The following is a 13,526-nucleotide window of genomic DNA, read 5'->3' as shown; positions in this document are numbered from 1 at the left end:
ATTCCACATTTCTCCAAAATTGGCCGGCGAACTACTGGATGCTGAACGGGAAATATTTTGCGTTGATCATGTCGTAGGTCCCGTCCGCCTGGATGCTCTTCAAAGCTTCGTTCAAGCGCGTCAGACGCTCCTTGTCATCCAGGCGCAGCGCTATACCGGCGCCTTCGCCAAAATAGGTGACGTCGACCAGATCCGGCCCCTTGAACTCACAGCAGCTTCCCGCCTTGGTGTTGGCAATCCAATCGTAGATGGCCAGTTTATCCTCGAGGATAATGTCTACGCTCCCATCCGCCAGACCCTTGTACAATTCCGGCGATGACCGAAACACCGTCTTTTTCATTTCCGGATAAAGATGGTTGGCATAGGATTCCTGCGCGGTCGACGACGTCACCCCAAGAATTTTGTCGCTGAGGGCGGCGGGGCTGACATCGCTGATCGACGAGTCCTTCCGGGCGATGAACACCGACGGGCTGTTGTAGTATTTTCCAGTGAAGGCAACCTTTTGACGCCGCTCAAGGCTCATCGACATGGATGAGATAATCGCGTCGTATTTGTCGGCAACGAGATCGGGGATGATGTCGTCCCACTTCTCGATGATGAATTGGCATTCGAACTTGCCGACCTCGCACAGCGCATTGGCAATATCGATATCAAAGCCCTGAAGCTTGTTGTTTGCATCGAGATAGTTGAAGGGCGGAAATGCACCTTCGACGGCAATTCTCATCGGCATGCGATCCTGCGCAGCCACCTCGAGCGGCGCGGCCGCCGCCAAAAAGACGCCGATCCCGCCCGCCATCAGCGCTCCGCGCAGTATAGTCTGAATGGATATGCGCAACATCGTCGGGAGCTCCTTGGGGCATAGTCGATCTCGCACCATAGTGGGCCGGAGCTTTTAATTCTACGTGAACGCTTCTTTGTTAGCGTCGACGAATGCGCCCGTGTCGTGGTGTTCAGGGGTCTAGGCTTGCAGATCGTTCTTCCTTCCAGCTCCAATACGTTTCAGCAATCCTGGATTGCTTCGGGAAGAATTCTGTTTCTGATTGCTGTCAGCGGGCTTGGAGCGATCGGGCTTGTCGTACTCTCGGCGCTCTGGGCAGGAACCGAAAGCGATGCTGCCGCCCTCGATCGACAGCGCCAGCTTGTGAATGCCCGCCTGCTGGAGCAGGTCGATCAAGTCGCGCATGTTATCGGCCAGTTCGGCAACGGCTATCTCACGCGTGTTTATCCGGCGGCCCGGTCAAGCGGAGGTTCCTCCAGCCTCGATGCGGTTCTGACGGCGGCGGCCGGGAGTGCGATCAGCCAGACCACAATGTCCGCCTTCGGCTACGATCAGGCTTTTGTCGTCGACGAGAAGGCGCAACTGCTGATGCTGGCGGACGCCCAAACGGAAAAGCGTTACCGTTGGATGAGGCCTCTCTTTCTGCCTCTGCTTCAGGATGCCCGCCTTGGGGTGAGACAAGGCACGGTTTCCAACGAACGAACGCCGTCCTCAATGGAAAGCCGCCTTGCGAGCCCAGGACGCTTCAACACTGCGCTCGCCAATCTGATGCGGCTGGAAGGTCGGCCGACGATCGTCGGCGTCGTCGCCATCAACGAACCCGATGAGGGGCAACGGCAGACGATGCGGCAATTCCTGATCGTCGTGCGGTTTATCGATGGTGCGGCGCTGGACGAATTGAGCCGGCAACAGGGTCTCAACGGCGCACGCTTCGCGCGAACGGCCGATGCCGACGAAAACGAAGTTGCGTTCCAGATTGACGCCACGGCGAACGGCGAACCGATCGGCTTCATCGTATGGCGGCCCGATCTTCCGGGCTCGAGGGTGATCGGCCGATTGATGCCGGCGCTTTCGATTGCCGCCTTGGTGATCGCGATCCTGTTCTCGGTCTTGCTGGTGCGCCTGCGAAGCAGTCTCGGCGAGTTGAAGAAAAGCGAGCTGCATGCAAGGCAGCTTGCCTTGCATGACGTACTGACCGACCTTCCCAACCGCGCTTTGTTCGCCATGAGGTTCGACGAGTGCCTGGCCGAGACGCAGAACTCGACCGAGCGCTCGGCGGTCGCACTTCTCGACCTCGATCGCTTCAAAGCGGTGAACGACACGTTCGGTCATGCCGCCGGCGATGAACTCATCAGGATGGCTGCGGAGCGGATCCGCTCCCTGCTTCGTCCGGGCGATACGCTTGCCCGACTCGGAGGCGATGAATTTGCCCTGCTTCTCCGGGACATCAAAGACCATGACCACGTTTTGCCGGCAATATGCGAAGCGATCGTTGCCGAACTCGGCAAACCCTTCCCGCTCTTGAGCGGCGAGGCGGTCGCGCGCGTCGGCGGCTCGATCGGCGTGACCGTCGTGCCGGATGCGGGGCGGAATGCCGATGACATCATGCGCTACGCCGACGTCGCGCTTTACCAGGCAAAGATGGGGGGCAGAGGCCAGTGGCGTCTCTATTCACCGTCCATGGACGGCGGCCGGAATGCGCGCGACATTCTCAAGAACGAATTGCGGGAAGTTCTGGCCAAAGGCATGGCCTCATCCGCTGATGGTCCACACTCCGATCCGATTGTAAACAGGCCGGATTTCGGGTCGCTCGAGGTCTATTACCAAACGGTCCATCGCCCTGAGGCCGGATACGCGGCGTCGGGCGCGGAGGCTCTGGTGCGTTGGCGTCACAGTCAGCGCGGTCTACTGACGCCCGCCAGCTTCATCCCCGTCGCCGAGGAGGGCGGCCTCATCGACGCGCTCGGTTTCTGGGTCTTGCGCGAAGCCTGCAGAGCTGCCTGCAAATGGCCGGAGGAGACATTCGTTGCGGTCAACGTGTCTCCTGCCCAGTTGAGAAGACCAAATTTTGCCGAGGAAGTCTTCGCCGTGCTTGAGGAGAGCGGCCTGAAGCCCTCCCGGCTCGAGCTCGAACTCACAGAATCCTCGCTCATCGAGGACAACTCGGACGTCTATACGGTGCTGAAGTCGCTGCGCAGCCGGGGTGTTCAGGTTTCGCTGGATGATTTCGGAACGGGCTTTTCATGCCTCAGCCATCTGCTGCGCTTCGATATCGACCGCATCAAGATCGATCGATCCTTCGTCTCGCAGCTCGGCACGAAAGCCAACGGGGCGGCAATCATCGGCGCCATCGTCGCGCTCAGCCGCAACCTCGGTATCTCGACGACGGCCGAAGGGGTCGAAACGGAATATCAACGCGACTTTCTGGCCGCCCTCGGCTGCACCGACCTCCAAGGGTACTTCTTCTCCAAACCGGTTCCTCTTGGCGACCTTGACAGTTTCGGGAAAGCTGAGAGCGCCACTGGGTTACTGACGACCGCCCGAGGCGCCGTCGCGTGAGCGGCGTCGGATCTTCCGAAGGTTAGGGGAACTTTCGCCCCGCGTCGCGGTTGACGCGCGAAGACCGAATGGAGGATGTGATGGGCGAGGTCGGGGAGTGGCGGCACCTTTGCGTCGACATGCAGCGGATGTTTGCCGAAGACACGCCGTGGCACGTTCCCTGGATGGCACGGATCTCTCCCCAGATCGCAGAGCTGGCCGGGCGGCACCCGTCGCGAACGATCTTTACCCGCTTTCTGCCGCCCGAGCGTGCAGATGACATGCCGGGGAAATGGCGGGATTATTACCGGAAATGGTGGATGATGACGGGCGAACATCTTCCCCGCGGCTTCATCGATCTCGCCCCATCGCTGGCATCACTGGTTCCGCCGGCAAGGCACTTCGACAAACGCACTTATTCGCCTTGGATTGACGGCTGCCTTCATCCGACCCTTCAGTCGGAGCGGGTCGATACGCTTGTGATAACGGGCGGTGAAACGGATGTCTGCGTGCTTGCCACGACGCTCGGCGCAATCGATCTCGGCTATCGGGTCATCGTGCTGAATGACGCCGTCTGCAGCGGCGCCGACGATACGCATGACGCGTCATTGGAACTTCTGCACGATCGGTTTTCCGTGCAGCTCGAACTCATGGACACCGAAGAGTTTTTCAGGTGCGTTGACTAGAACGCTTGGCGTGACGATGAAGGCTTCGCCGCAATACTGCTCATCGCCTCCACCGACAGTGGCAGCATGATGGGAGGCGTCGGTGGCGACGACCATAGGAGCGATAATCCATGCTCCCATCATTGCTAGGGTACGAATGACATGGTCTTGGCCCGTCCGGCCAATTGCCACAGATAACCGAGAGGTCGGCCTTAGCGCCTGCCGATCGATGGGCTAAACACCATGAGGCTCAGGACCTCAAAGAGCACTTGTGCTGCGGCGTGCGCCGTGTTGGTCGTTGCGTCATATTGCGGGGCAACTTCGACGACGTCACCACCCACTAGGTTTATCCCTTTCAGCCCGCGTATCAGTTCAAGGACTTCACGCGTTGTCAATCCACCGACCTCGGGCGTGCCTGTACCCGGCGCAAAGCTCGGATCGAGGCTGTCGACGTCGAAGGAAAGATAGGTCGGGCCGTCGCCGACGATGGATTTTGCCTTGGCAATGACGGCAGGAATCCCCATTCCGCTGATGTCCTCTGCGTGGATCACGGTCATCCCGGAGGCATAGGAGAATTCCCACAAATATTCTGCCGAACCACGGATGCCAATCTGGATCGTCCGTGTCGGATCGAGCACGCCGTCGAGCACCGCATTGCGGAACGGCCCACCGTGATGAAACTTCGTCTGATCGAAAGCGCCGCTTGTATCGCAATGAGCATCGATATGAATGAGGCCGACCGGTTGCTGCCGACCGATGGCCTTCAAAATCGGGTGGCTGATGGAATGATCGCCTCCGACGGAAAGCGGGGCAACGCCGGCATCGACGATCTGGCCGATGCGCTTTTCGATGTCGTCATGGCTGAGTTCCAGCCGGTAACGGCTTTGGAACGATATGTCGCCGATATCGGCGACCCGAAGATCGAAGACCGGCGCCGTGGCGAGAACGTGATTGTACGGGCCGATCCTTTCAATGGCGCGAAGTGCCCTCGGTCCGAAACGCGAGCCTGGGCGATTGGTGACGCCAAGATCCATGGGGATTCCGGTAATCGCAACCTGGAGATTGCCGAAATCCGGATCATCGGCCGCGACCTGCATGTAGGGTGCGCTGAGGAAGGTCGGCACTCCGGCGTATGGCGCCAGTCTCGTGCCGCTCTTGGAGATGATCTTCTCCGCTACTTTGCGAAACTTCTCGTCGAATATCTCGCCGCCATTGGCGTCTGCAAATTCTGCGCGCAGTTGTTCGAGCCGCGTTTTATCCCACACCATATGCATGCGTCTCCGCTTCAGGTCCGTCTCGTCAGACAAAGAGGTTGAGAAAACAATTGGTATCGTTGTAGCAATCGGTATCAAAGAGAAATCGATATGATCGCTGCAAAACCCAATTCCCTCGTTGCCCGCCTCTCTGCCCCGCCCATTCCTTCCGTCGTCGCCTGGAGCCGCGAATACAAGGGGGAAAAAGGGCCGCTCATCGATTTGTCGCAAGCCGTGCCTGGTTATCCCGCGCATCCGGAGATGCTTCGGCTTCTTGCCGAGGCGGCCGGACAACAGGCGATGACGGGCTACGGGCCGATCGAAGGCGAACCTCTGTTGCGCAAGGCCTACGCGGCTCATCTTGCGGAGCTTTACGGCGCCGACCTTTCCGCCGGCAATATCCACATTACCGCCGGCTGCAATCAGGCGTTCATGTGTACGGCGATCGCGCTTGCGGGCGCGGGCGATACGGTAGCGCTGACCAATCCCTTCTATTTCAACTACGACACGACGCTATCGATGCTTGGGATCGGGCGGCGATTGGTCGATTGCGACCCCGCCGGCGGCTTTCTTCCCGATCCGCGTTCGGCCGAGGCAGCACTTGCGTCCGGCGCGAAGATGCTTGCCGTCGTGACACCCAACAATCCCACAGGAGCCGTGTACCCACCAAGCCTGCTTCACGAGCTTTTCGTTCTCTGCCGGAAATATGGCGCCTGGCTGATCCTCGATGAAACCTATCGCGATTTCCTCGGCGAGGATGACGGACGGCCGCACTCACTCCTCTCCGAGCCGGGTTGGGAGGACACGCTCATTCTTCTCTACAGCTTTTCGAAATCCTTCTGCATTCCCGGTCATAGGCTGGGTGCAATCACGGCAGGTCCCAAACTCATCGCCGAGATCGCCAAGGTGATGGACAATATGCAGATCTGCGCGCCGCGTTCGGCGCAGGTCGCCGTTGCATCGGCGATCCCGGCGCTCGCCGATTGGCGGGCCGGCAATCGGCTGGAGATTGCCCGCCGGGCGGACGCTTTGAGGTTGGTCTTTTCCGGGCTGCCGAATTGGGAGATTGGAGCGATCGGCGCCTATTTCGCCTTTGTCCGCCATCCCCACGCCGATAAATCGTCTTCCGAGGTTGCCGAAAAACTCGCCAAGGACTCCGGCATCGTTTGTCTACCCGGCGCTTATTTCGGCGAGAACCAGGAGCGTTACCTCAGACTTGCCTTTGCCAATGCGGATGTCGCCTCGATTGGGCTATTGTCCGAGCGCCTTCGTTAGACCGTTTTGATCAACCTCCGTCGGAAGTTTATGAAAGCCGCCGCGCCAGTAAAGCAGCGGCCCTATACCCTGCCGGATTTCCATTGCGCAGACATGTCCGACCAAAACGGCATGGGAATTGTAGTGGAATGCGGTTTCGAGCTTGCAGTCCAGGACCGTCAGGGCGTTTTCAAGGACCGCCGCGCCGGTCTTGAGGCGATACCACCCCGCACCGCTGTAGCGTTCGGCGCCCTTTCGTCCATCAAGACCGGCAAAGGATTGCGCCACCTGCTGCTGGTCGGCAGCGAGCACGTTGACACAGAAGCAGCCGTACCGCTGCAGCACCGGCCATGAGGAAGACCCTCGGTTGACACTGACGATGACGGAAGGCAACTCCGCCGAAAGCGAGGAGACCGACGTTGCCGTGAAGCCGGTGCGGTGTTGCCCGTCGCCGACCGTGATCACGCTGACCGCACCCGCCAGATGCCGCATCGAAAGCTTGAAGTCCGCTTCGCTGATCAAAGCCTCGACACTCATCGCGCCGGCTCTTGCGTTTTGGCAAAGCGATTGACAGGCATCGAAAGACCGAGGTTTTCGCGCAGGGTCTTGCCCTCGTATTCCTCACGGAACAGGCCGCGGCGGCGAAGCTCCGGCAGGACAAGCCGCACGAAGTCGTCGAGACTGGACGGCAAGGTCGGGAACATCAGGATGAAGCCGTCGGCGGCTCGCGTTTCGAACCATTCCTCCATGAAGTCGGCAATCTGGGCCGGCGTGCCCGTCATGCCATTTCCGGTATGCTTCTCGGCGTAGTGCCGCATGAGTTCGCCGACGGTGCGGCCGCTTCTGACGAAATCGACCAGCTCGTCGAACAGGGCGCGTGATCCCTTTGGCGCCGCCGGCAGCCGATCCATGGGGAAAGGCTTGTCGAGAGCGACGTCGCGCAAGTCCGCCTCGAGGAATTCAGAGAGCATCAGCCGACCGACATCCGGATGCATCTTGTCGATCAGATAATCCACCTTCGCCTTTGCCTCGGCTTCGGTTTCACCGACGTTGATCACGATGCCCGGCATGATTTTCAGGTCGTCCGGATCGCGCCCAAGGGCCGGCATCCGGCGCTTGACGTTTTCATAGAAGGCCCGGTTGCGGTCGATATTCGATGCGAGGCTGAAGACGATCTCCGCCGTGCGTGCCGCCATGTCCATTCCGGGCTCCGAACCGCCCGCCTGGGCGATGACAGGGCGGCCCTGGGGCGTTCGCGCAATGTTGAGCGGCCCGCGAACCTGGAAGTGTTTGCCTTTGTGATTGAGCGTGTGGTGTTTGTCCTTGTCGTAGTAGATGCCGTTTTCGCGGTCGAGAAGCAGCGCACCGTCCTCGAAGCTGTCCCAGAGCCCGAACACGACATCGACGAATTCGTTGCCACGTTCGTAACGCAGCGCATGCGGGTCGAGCCCCTCGCGATTGAAGTTGTAGCCGGTTTCGTCGTGATCGGAGGTGACGACGTTCCAGCAGACGCGACCCTTGCTCAGATGGTCGATCGAGGCGAACAGGCGCGCGACATTGTATGGCTCGTAATAACTCGTCGATACCGTCGCCACGAGACCGAGATCATTGGTGGTGACCGCCAGAGCCGAAAGCAGCGACAGCGGTTCGAAACGATTCATCTTGGTCGGAATGCGGGCAAGCGCTTTCGGATCGCCGACGGCAGCGGCAGGAGAATCCGCCATGAACATGAAATCGAATTTGGCCGCCTCGGATCGTTTGGCGACATCGAGCAGATGAGCGAAGTCGTTGGCGCCGTTGACGTCGCTTGCCGGATGCAGCCAGGAGGCGGGATGAAAGCCAAACGTATAGACGAAAGTCCCGAGTTTCATCTTGTCGGTTCGCGCCATCGAGCTCTCCTGCTATGTCGGTCACGCCGCCAACGGTGGAGGGCGACTGCGCAAATTATCGCCAGGCGCAAATTTTCATCAATATCGCGTAGCTGAGTTCCGTTTTAGTTTTTCTAAAGTGTTGACTTACAGCGCCGCGCGTCTTTTCTGACGCGCAAAGGACGCTGTAACATTTTTGGATCGATGCATAATTTCTCAAATCGATTCCGATTTGAGAAATTATGCAGCAGGAGCCGATGCCGAAGCCTGCTGACGGGAAATGGTAATGAGCCAATCGCGGAATTCGCGCCCGTGGGGCTTCTGCAAGGCCGCACGGTCCCAGGCGAGAAAATAGCTTTCACGCAGTGCAATGCGCAGGTCGACGGGAATGACGAGCGTTTGCGCCGCAAGCTCATCTGATATCATCGACATCTGCGCGAGAACGATGCCGCGCTTGTTGACAGCTGCGTCAATCGCACTGCTCGATAGGGTGAAGGAAAGGCCGGGCGTCGACGCATCGAAGGAGACCCCGGCCTTGGCGGCAAACTCCGCCCAGCTGGGGTAGGGCGTGAAGTGCCGTTCCCACTCGACATGAAGGAGAGGCTGGTCGAAGAGATCGCGAGCCGCATGCGCGCGATCCTGCATCAGCGCAGGCGAGCAGGCAGGCACCACCCAATCGCGGAACAGTTCGGTATAATGTTCGTGCTGCAGCACGTCCGACCCGTAACTGACGCGGAAATCGACATCGTCGAAGCCGATCCGGGGCTCCTTGTCGCGTCCGATAATCCTCACTGGAACTTCGGGATGAAGCGCCTGCCAGTCGAAGATGCGCCTGCCGATCCATTTGTTGACGACGGAGGAAAGCGCACTGAGGACCAGTGCCGTCTCGTTGCGCGCCTTTTCCAACAGTTGCTGGGCGAGCGCAAATTGCTCGAACCCCTTCGATATCTCCTGATGGTAGAGCCGGCCCCAGGCGGTCAGCTCGACGGTTCGCCCGCTACGCTCCAGAAGCGAAATTCCAAGAAAGCTTTCGATCTTGCGAATCTGCTGGCTGATGGCCCCCGGAGAAACCCTTAGCTCCAGTGCCGCGGCCGTCACGCCGCCGCAGCGCCCCACCGCCTCGAAGGCTTGCAAACTTTTCAGCGGGATCGCCTTGAGGCGCTCATCGGTCACTTGCAGAACCTCTCGTGATTTGCGTCGAACTCAATTTGCTGCCGGATGAAACGTCCCCGCAAACTGGAACCGGTCGCCTGGATGGGTAAACTCGACATAGGTCACGGTGCGGCCGTTCTGCCAGGTCTGGCGGATGAGGCTAAGGCAGGCCTCGCCGCGTTCCGTCTGCAGGATCCGCGCCGTCGTGGTGTCGGCCGAGACGGCGCGAATGACATGTTTCGCCTTGGACCAGGGAACCTCGTCAAGCAGCCATTTGCCGGGCGGAATTGAAGCAAAGCTCTCCTCTCTCGCCCGTGGGACAGCATCGAGCATGATGATCCGCCGCTCGATGGCATTCGGTCTGCCATCGACGATATGCAGGCATTGAAGCCTGAGGATTTCCGCATCGGCAGGTTCCGACAGCTGCTGCGCCTCCGCCTCTCCAAGGCGCTCGATCTTGCGGGCGAGGATTTCGAAGCGGTGTTCGTGCCCGGCCAGTTCCGCTTCGGTGCTGATATCCTGGATATCCATCACCGTGCGGTCGATCTGGGGCGATGCGACAAACGAACCTGTCTTGCGCCGTCTGACGATCATGCCGCGCTCGGCGAGCGCCGACAGCGCCTTGCTGACGGTCATCCGCGAGCACCGATATTCCGCTGCGAGTTCGTGTTCGACGGGAATACGGTCACCGGGCCGCCAATCGCCGCTGATGATCTTCGCCTCGACATCGGTGAAAATACGTTGATAAATCGACACCAAGCCCGCACCTCATCCGGCGTCAGCGACCATAGATCCGGAACGGTTATGCCGGCGAGATCGACGCCATCCGGCACAAATTTTGCGTTCCTCGTCTTTTACATTGACACTCTAGGCCCGCCTATATCTATTTGTATAGTCAAAAGCGGAGCGTAGAAATCCGCGCAGAGGAAATCGAAGTCGGGAACCAAAACTCCTCCGCCGGGGGAATAAAACTGGAGAGATGATCATGAAGGCAAATTCACTGCTGAAGGGTCTGGTCGGCGCTGCGTTCCTGCTCGGAGCAGCCGTTTCCGCCCATGCAGCCGACACGCTGGCCGCCGTCAAAGCAGCCGGCACCCTCAAGGTTGGCACCGAAACGGCTTTCGCACCGTTCGACTATATCGATGCTGGTGAACATACCGGCTTGAACGTCGACCTCTTTGCCGAGATCGGCAAGGAACTCGGCGTCAAGATCGAGTGGGTGGCGCTTCCCTGGGACGGCGTCTTCCCCGCGCTCGAGGCCGGCAAGTTCGATGTCGTCGCAGGACCTGCAACGATCACCAAGAAGCGCATGGAGCGCTATCGCTTCACGCCGCCGATCGCCGAAGCGACGATTGCCATTCTGAAGAAGGCTGGCGACACGACGATCAGCAAGCCGGAAGATATTGCCGGCAAGACGATCGGCGTCGGCAAGGCAACTGCGCAGCTCGACCAGTTGAAGGAATTCTCCGCCACGCTGCCGACCAAGGTCGACGTGCGCGAATATCCAGCCTTTACCGAATCCTACGCCGATCTCGCCGCCGGCCGCATTGCCGGCGTTGCCAATTCGCTGCCGAATATCGCCTTCGTCGCCAGCCAGCGAAAGGGTACGTTCGAAGTCGTTCTGCCGCCATTCGGCAAGAAGTCCTATTTCGGCTTCATCGGCCTCAAGGATGCCGACCATGCACCCCTGATGGATGCGATCGATGCCGCGATGCTCAAGATCAAGGCAGACGGGCGTATGGCAGAGCTGCAGAAGAAGTGGTTTGGTGCATCTTTCGATACGCCTGATGCTGTCAAGGACCCGGCATTCTGATTAGCCGCCGGTGAAACGAACGCGCCCCGCCAGTGGTCGGGGCGCAATCTGCCGTGGGATCAGAGTTCACGGCCGCAGCGCCCAGGCAAACATCGCTCATGTCCATCAAGCTTTTCGAACTGCTTCTGCAAGCCTCGATCTACACGGTGACAATCAGCGTGGTGTCCATCCTGATCGGCTTTGCGATCGCGATCGTCATTTCCGCCATGCTGCTTTCACGGCAACGGCTTTTCGTGCTGCCGGCGCAGATTTTCATCAGTTTCTTTCGTGGTGCACCGCTGCTGGTCCAGCTGTTGCTGATCTATAATCTGCTGCCGGTGATCGGCATCAACGTGCCGAGCATCGTTGCGGCCGTCGTTGGCCTGTCCTTGTGTACTGCGGCCTATCAGGCTGAAAATCTGCGCGGTGGTTTTGCCAGCGTTCCCGCAGGCCTAGTCGAATCTGCCGAAATGGTTGGCATGACTCCCATTCAGATCTTCCGCCGCATCAGGGCGCCGATCGCCCTGCGCCTGACTTTCCAGGCGCTCGTCAATGAAGCGATCCTTATTCTGAAAGCGTCTTCGCTCGTCTCCGTCGTCGGAATCGTCGAGCTGACACGCATGGCTCAGGACCTTGCCGGCAGCACCTTCCTGCCGCTCGAGATTTTCGCTTCCGCGGGTCTGATCTATCTCGTCATCAATTGGATCGTTGCCCTTGCGGGCGGCCTGATCGAACGCTCCCTGCCAGGAGTGCCGCGATGACCTTCGATACCAATGTGATTTTCAACAACTTGCCGGAGATCCTCAACGGTGCGTGGGTCACCATCCTCATCTGGATCGTCACCACTCTTGCAGCTGCCGTATTGGGTTTCCTTGTCGCTGTCGCGCGACGTTTTGGCGGCGTGCTGCTGGACAGGGCGTTCGGCGTTGTCATCGCAGTGCTGCGCGGCACGCCCTTCCTGATTCAGATATTCCTCGTCTATTATGGCGGCCCCTTCGTCGGATTGTCGCTCGATCCGATCCCGGCCGGCATCGTCGGCCTTTCCATCTACGGTGCGGCTTATTTCAGTGAGATATTCCGCTCGGGCTTTGCCGCCGTCCCCAAGGGACATATCGAGGCCGGCCTGTGCGTTGGCCTGACACAAGGGCAGATCATCCGGCGCATATTGCTGCCGGAGATGACCATGCTGGTGTTGCCGCCTTCGGTCAACATGACGATCATCCTGATGAAGGAGACGGCCGTTCTGTCCATCATCACCGTGCCGGAGTTGACGGCGACACTCAGCGCTATCGGCTCGCAGCAATATGCTTTCGTCGAGGCGCTCTTCGTCCTTGCGCTATTTTATTGGGTACTGGTCGAAATCACCGGCTGGCTCGGCCATCTCGCCGAAACGAAACTCACCAGATTCAGGTTTTTCAACATATGAGCGTTCCTGCGATCGCAGTCAAAAATCTCGTCAAGACGTTCGGCGGTTCCACCGTGCTGCACGGCATCGACCTCGAAATCGAGCAGGGACAAGTTTCCTGTGTCATCGGCCCGTCGGGATCCGGCAAGAGTACGCTGCTGCGCTGCATGGCGTTTCTGGAGGAATCGACGAAGGGGACGATTGCCGTCAACGGCGAGGTGCTTGGCTTTGCGGAAAATACCAAGGGTGTCCGTGAGCGGGTGCCGGCGGCGGTGAACCGGCAGATTCGATCGCAGATCGGGATGGTCTTTCAACAGTTCAATCTCTGGCCGCATATGACGGCGCTCGGCAATGTCAGCGAGGCGCTGAAGACCGTTCACAAGATGAGCCGCAAGGATGCCGAGGAGCGGGCCATGGCCCAGCTCGTCAAGGTCGGCCTCGAGGGAAGGGCTGGGCACTATCCGTCGCAGCTCTCGGGAGGGCAGCAGCAGCGCGTCGCTATTGCCCGGGCGCTCGCCCTCAACCCGAAGATCATGCTGTTTGACGAGCCGACCTCGTCACTCGATCCCGAGCTGACCGGCGAGGTGCTCAACGTCATGCGCGATCTCGCCGCCGAGGGCATGACGATGGTCGTCGTCTCCCACGAGATCGGATTTGCAGCCACGGTCGGCCAGCAGATCATCTTTCTCGATCACGGCAAGGTGCTGTTCACCGGCCCGCCGCAGGACGTCTTCAAACGACCGAGAAACCCCCGGCTCGAACAATTCCTGGACACCTATATCGATCGCGGTGCCTCGATGCTGCTGTGACGTTCATGTCCT

Annotated in this window: 13 protein-coding genes; 7 read left to right on the top strand and 6 right to left on the bottom strand. The window is 59.5% G+C overall.

The features are described 5' to 3' along the window. Positions 1-31: 31 nt before the first annotated feature. On the bottom strand, positions 32-838 hold the full coding sequence (locus tag RLCC275e_RS32220) for an ABC transporter substrate-binding protein (RefSeq protein ID WP_033184175.1): 807 nt from the start codon (positions 836-838) through the stop codon (positions 32-34). Positions 839-943: 105 nt separating this feature from the next. On the opposite strand from RLCC275e_RS32220, the gene RLCC275e_RS32215 reads away from it, so the two are divergent. Together RLCC275e_RS32215 and RLCC275e_RS32210 are read left to right on the top strand one after the other, a co-directional pair. Beyond that, positions 944-3,337 (top strand): putative bifunctional diguanylate cyclase/phosphodiesterase, encoded by a 2,394-nt coding sequence (locus RLCC275e_RS32215; RefSeq protein WP_033184176.1) that lies wholly within the window; start codon positions 944-946, stop codon positions 3,335-3,337. Between the two features lie 80 nt (positions 3,338-3,417). Further along, positions 3,418-4,002 carry a cysteine hydrolase family protein gene (locus RLCC275e_RS32210; protein WP_033184331.1) on the top strand — a complete coding sequence of 195 codons (585 nt, stop codon included), beginning with the start codon at positions 3,418-3,420 and terminating at the stop codon, positions 4,000-4,002. A gap of 191 nt (positions 4,003-4,193) precedes the next feature. Here the strand turns inward: RLCC275e_RS32210 and speB are convergent, their stop codons facing one another. After that, the gene (gene speB / locus RLCC275e_RS32205; RefSeq protein ID WP_033184177.1) at positions 4,194-5,249 is read right to left on the bottom strand and encodes an agmatinase; all 1,056 of its coding nucleotides are present in this window, start codon (positions 5,247-5,249) and stop codon (positions 4,194-4,196) included. Positions 5,250-5,345: 96 nt separating this feature from the next. On the opposite strand from speB, the gene RLCC275e_RS32200 reads away from it, so the two are divergent. Beyond that, the gene (locus RLCC275e_RS32200) at positions 5,346-6,509 is read left to right on the top strand and encodes an aminotransferase (RefSeq protein ID WP_130671235.1); all 1,164 of its coding nucleotides are present in this window, start codon (positions 5,346-5,348) and stop codon (positions 6,507-6,509) included. On the opposite strand, the gene RLCC275e_RS32195 is transcribed toward RLCC275e_RS32200, so the two are convergent. The 4 genes from RLCC275e_RS32195 to hutC all read right to left on the bottom strand — a co-directional run bounded on the left by RLCC275e_RS32195 (position 6,486) and on the right by hutC (position 10,267). Then, positions 6,486-7,025 (bottom strand): flavin reductase family protein, encoded by a 540-nt coding sequence (locus RLCC275e_RS32195; protein WP_033184178.1) that lies wholly within the window; start codon positions 7,023-7,025, stop codon positions 6,486-6,488. The two genes, RLCC275e_RS32200 and RLCC275e_RS32195, sit on opposite strands and share 24 nt — an antisense overlap. Next, positions 7,022-8,377, bottom strand: a complete 1,356-nt coding sequence (locus RLCC275e_RS32190) for an LLM class flavin-dependent oxidoreductase (protein ID WP_033184179.1) — start codon at positions 8,375-8,377, stop codon at positions 7,022-7,024. Before RLCC275e_RS32190 ends, RLCC275e_RS32195 begins: the two co-directional genes overlap by 4 nt. Before the next feature lie 219 nt (positions 8,378-8,596). After that, a complete protein-coding gene (locus RLCC275e_RS32185; RefSeq protein ID WP_033184180.1) occupies positions 8,597-9,529 on the bottom strand; it encodes a LysR family transcriptional regulator in 933 nt (310 codons plus the stop codon). Between the two features lie 30 nt (positions 9,530-9,559). After that, the gene (gene hutC / locus RLCC275e_RS32180; RefSeq protein WP_033184181.1) at positions 9,560-10,267 is read right to left on the bottom strand and encodes a histidine utilization transcriptional repressor HutC; all 708 of its coding nucleotides are present in this window, start codon (positions 10,265-10,267) and stop codon (positions 9,560-9,562) included. A 226-nt stretch (positions 10,268-10,493) separates the two neighbouring features. Here hutC and RLCC275e_RS32175 point away from each other — a divergent pair, with 226 nt between their 5' ends. From RLCC275e_RS32175 to RLCC275e_RS32160, 4 genes are all read left to right on the top strand, one after another. Further along, positions 10,494-11,321 carry a transporter substrate-binding domain-containing protein gene (locus RLCC275e_RS32175; RefSeq protein WP_033184332.1) on the top strand — a complete coding sequence of 276 codons (828 nt, stop codon included), beginning with the start codon at positions 10,494-10,496 and terminating at the stop codon, positions 11,319-11,321. A 98-nt stretch (positions 11,322-11,419) separates the two neighbouring features. Next, the gene (locus RLCC275e_RS32170) at positions 11,420-12,061 is read left to right on the top strand and encodes an amino acid ABC transporter permease (RefSeq protein ID WP_033184182.1); all 642 of its coding nucleotides are present in this window, start codon (positions 11,420-11,422) and stop codon (positions 12,059-12,061) included. After that, the gene (locus RLCC275e_RS32165) at positions 12,058-12,726 is read left to right on the top strand and encodes an amino acid ABC transporter permease (RefSeq protein ID WP_027683075.1); all 669 of its coding nucleotides are present in this window, start codon (positions 12,058-12,060) and stop codon (positions 12,724-12,726) included. Before RLCC275e_RS32170 ends, RLCC275e_RS32165 begins: the two co-directional genes overlap by 4 nt. Continuing rightward, positions 12,723-13,514: an amino acid ABC transporter ATP-binding protein gene (locus tag RLCC275e_RS32160; protein WP_033184183.1), complete on the top strand. Its 792-nt coding sequence runs from the start codon at positions 12,723-12,725 to the stop codon at positions 13,512-13,514. Before RLCC275e_RS32165 ends, RLCC275e_RS32160 begins: the two co-directional genes overlap by 4 nt. The last annotated feature ends 12 nt before the right edge of the window (positions 13,515-13,526 follow it).

It is taken from the genome of Rhizobium brockwellii, from assembly GCF_000769405.2.
GTDB lineage: Bacteria > Pseudomonadota > Alphaproteobacteria > Rhizobiales > Rhizobiaceae > Rhizobium > Rhizobium brockwellii.
The sequence above is the reverse complement of the archived record's forward strand: the minus strand, read 5'-3'. Positions and strand labels throughout refer to the sequence as shown.

What these genes read in the sequence shown, in the direction of transcription:
- RLCC275e_RS32220 (WP_033184175.1), bottom strand. Translation starts at nt 838, where the DNA reads ATGTTGCGCATATCCATTCAGACTATACTGCGCGGAGCGCTGATGGCG.
- RLCC275e_RS32210 (WP_033184331.1), top strand. Translation starts at nt 3,418, where the DNA reads ATGGGCGAGGTCGGGGAGTGGCGGCACCTTTGCGTCGACATGCAGCGG.
- speB (WP_033184177.1), bottom strand. Translation starts at nt 5,249, where the DNA reads ATGGTGTGGGATAAAACGCGGCTCGAACAACTGCGCGCAGAATTTGCA.
- RLCC275e_RS32200 (WP_130671235.1), top strand. Translation starts at nt 5,346, where the DNA reads ATGATCGCTGCAAAACCCAATTCCCTCGTTGCCCGCCTCTCTGCCCCG.
- RLCC275e_RS32195 (WP_033184178.1), bottom strand. Translation starts at nt 7,025, where the DNA reads ATGAGTGTCGAGGCTTTGATCAGCGAAGCGGACTTCAAGCTTTCGATG.
- RLCC275e_RS32190 (WP_033184179.1), bottom strand. Translation starts at nt 8,377, where the DNA reads ATGGCGCGAACCGACAAGATGAAACTCGGGACTTTCGTCTATACGTTT.
- RLCC275e_RS32175 (WP_033184332.1), top strand. Translation starts at nt 10,494, where the DNA reads ATGAAGGCAAATTCACTGCTGAAGGGTCTGGTCGGCGCTGCGTTCCTG.
- RLCC275e_RS32170 (WP_033184182.1), top strand. Translation starts at nt 11,420, where the DNA reads ATGTCCATCAAGCTTTTCGAACTGCTTCTGCAAGCCTCGATCTACACG.
- RLCC275e_RS32165 (WP_027683075.1), top strand. Translation starts at nt 12,058, where the DNA reads ATGACCTTCGATACCAATGTGATTTTCAACAACTTGCCGGAGATCCTC.
- RLCC275e_RS32160 (WP_033184183.1), top strand. Translation starts at nt 12,723, where the DNA reads ATGAGCGTTCCTGCGATCGCAGTCAAAAATCTCGTCAAGACGTTCGGC.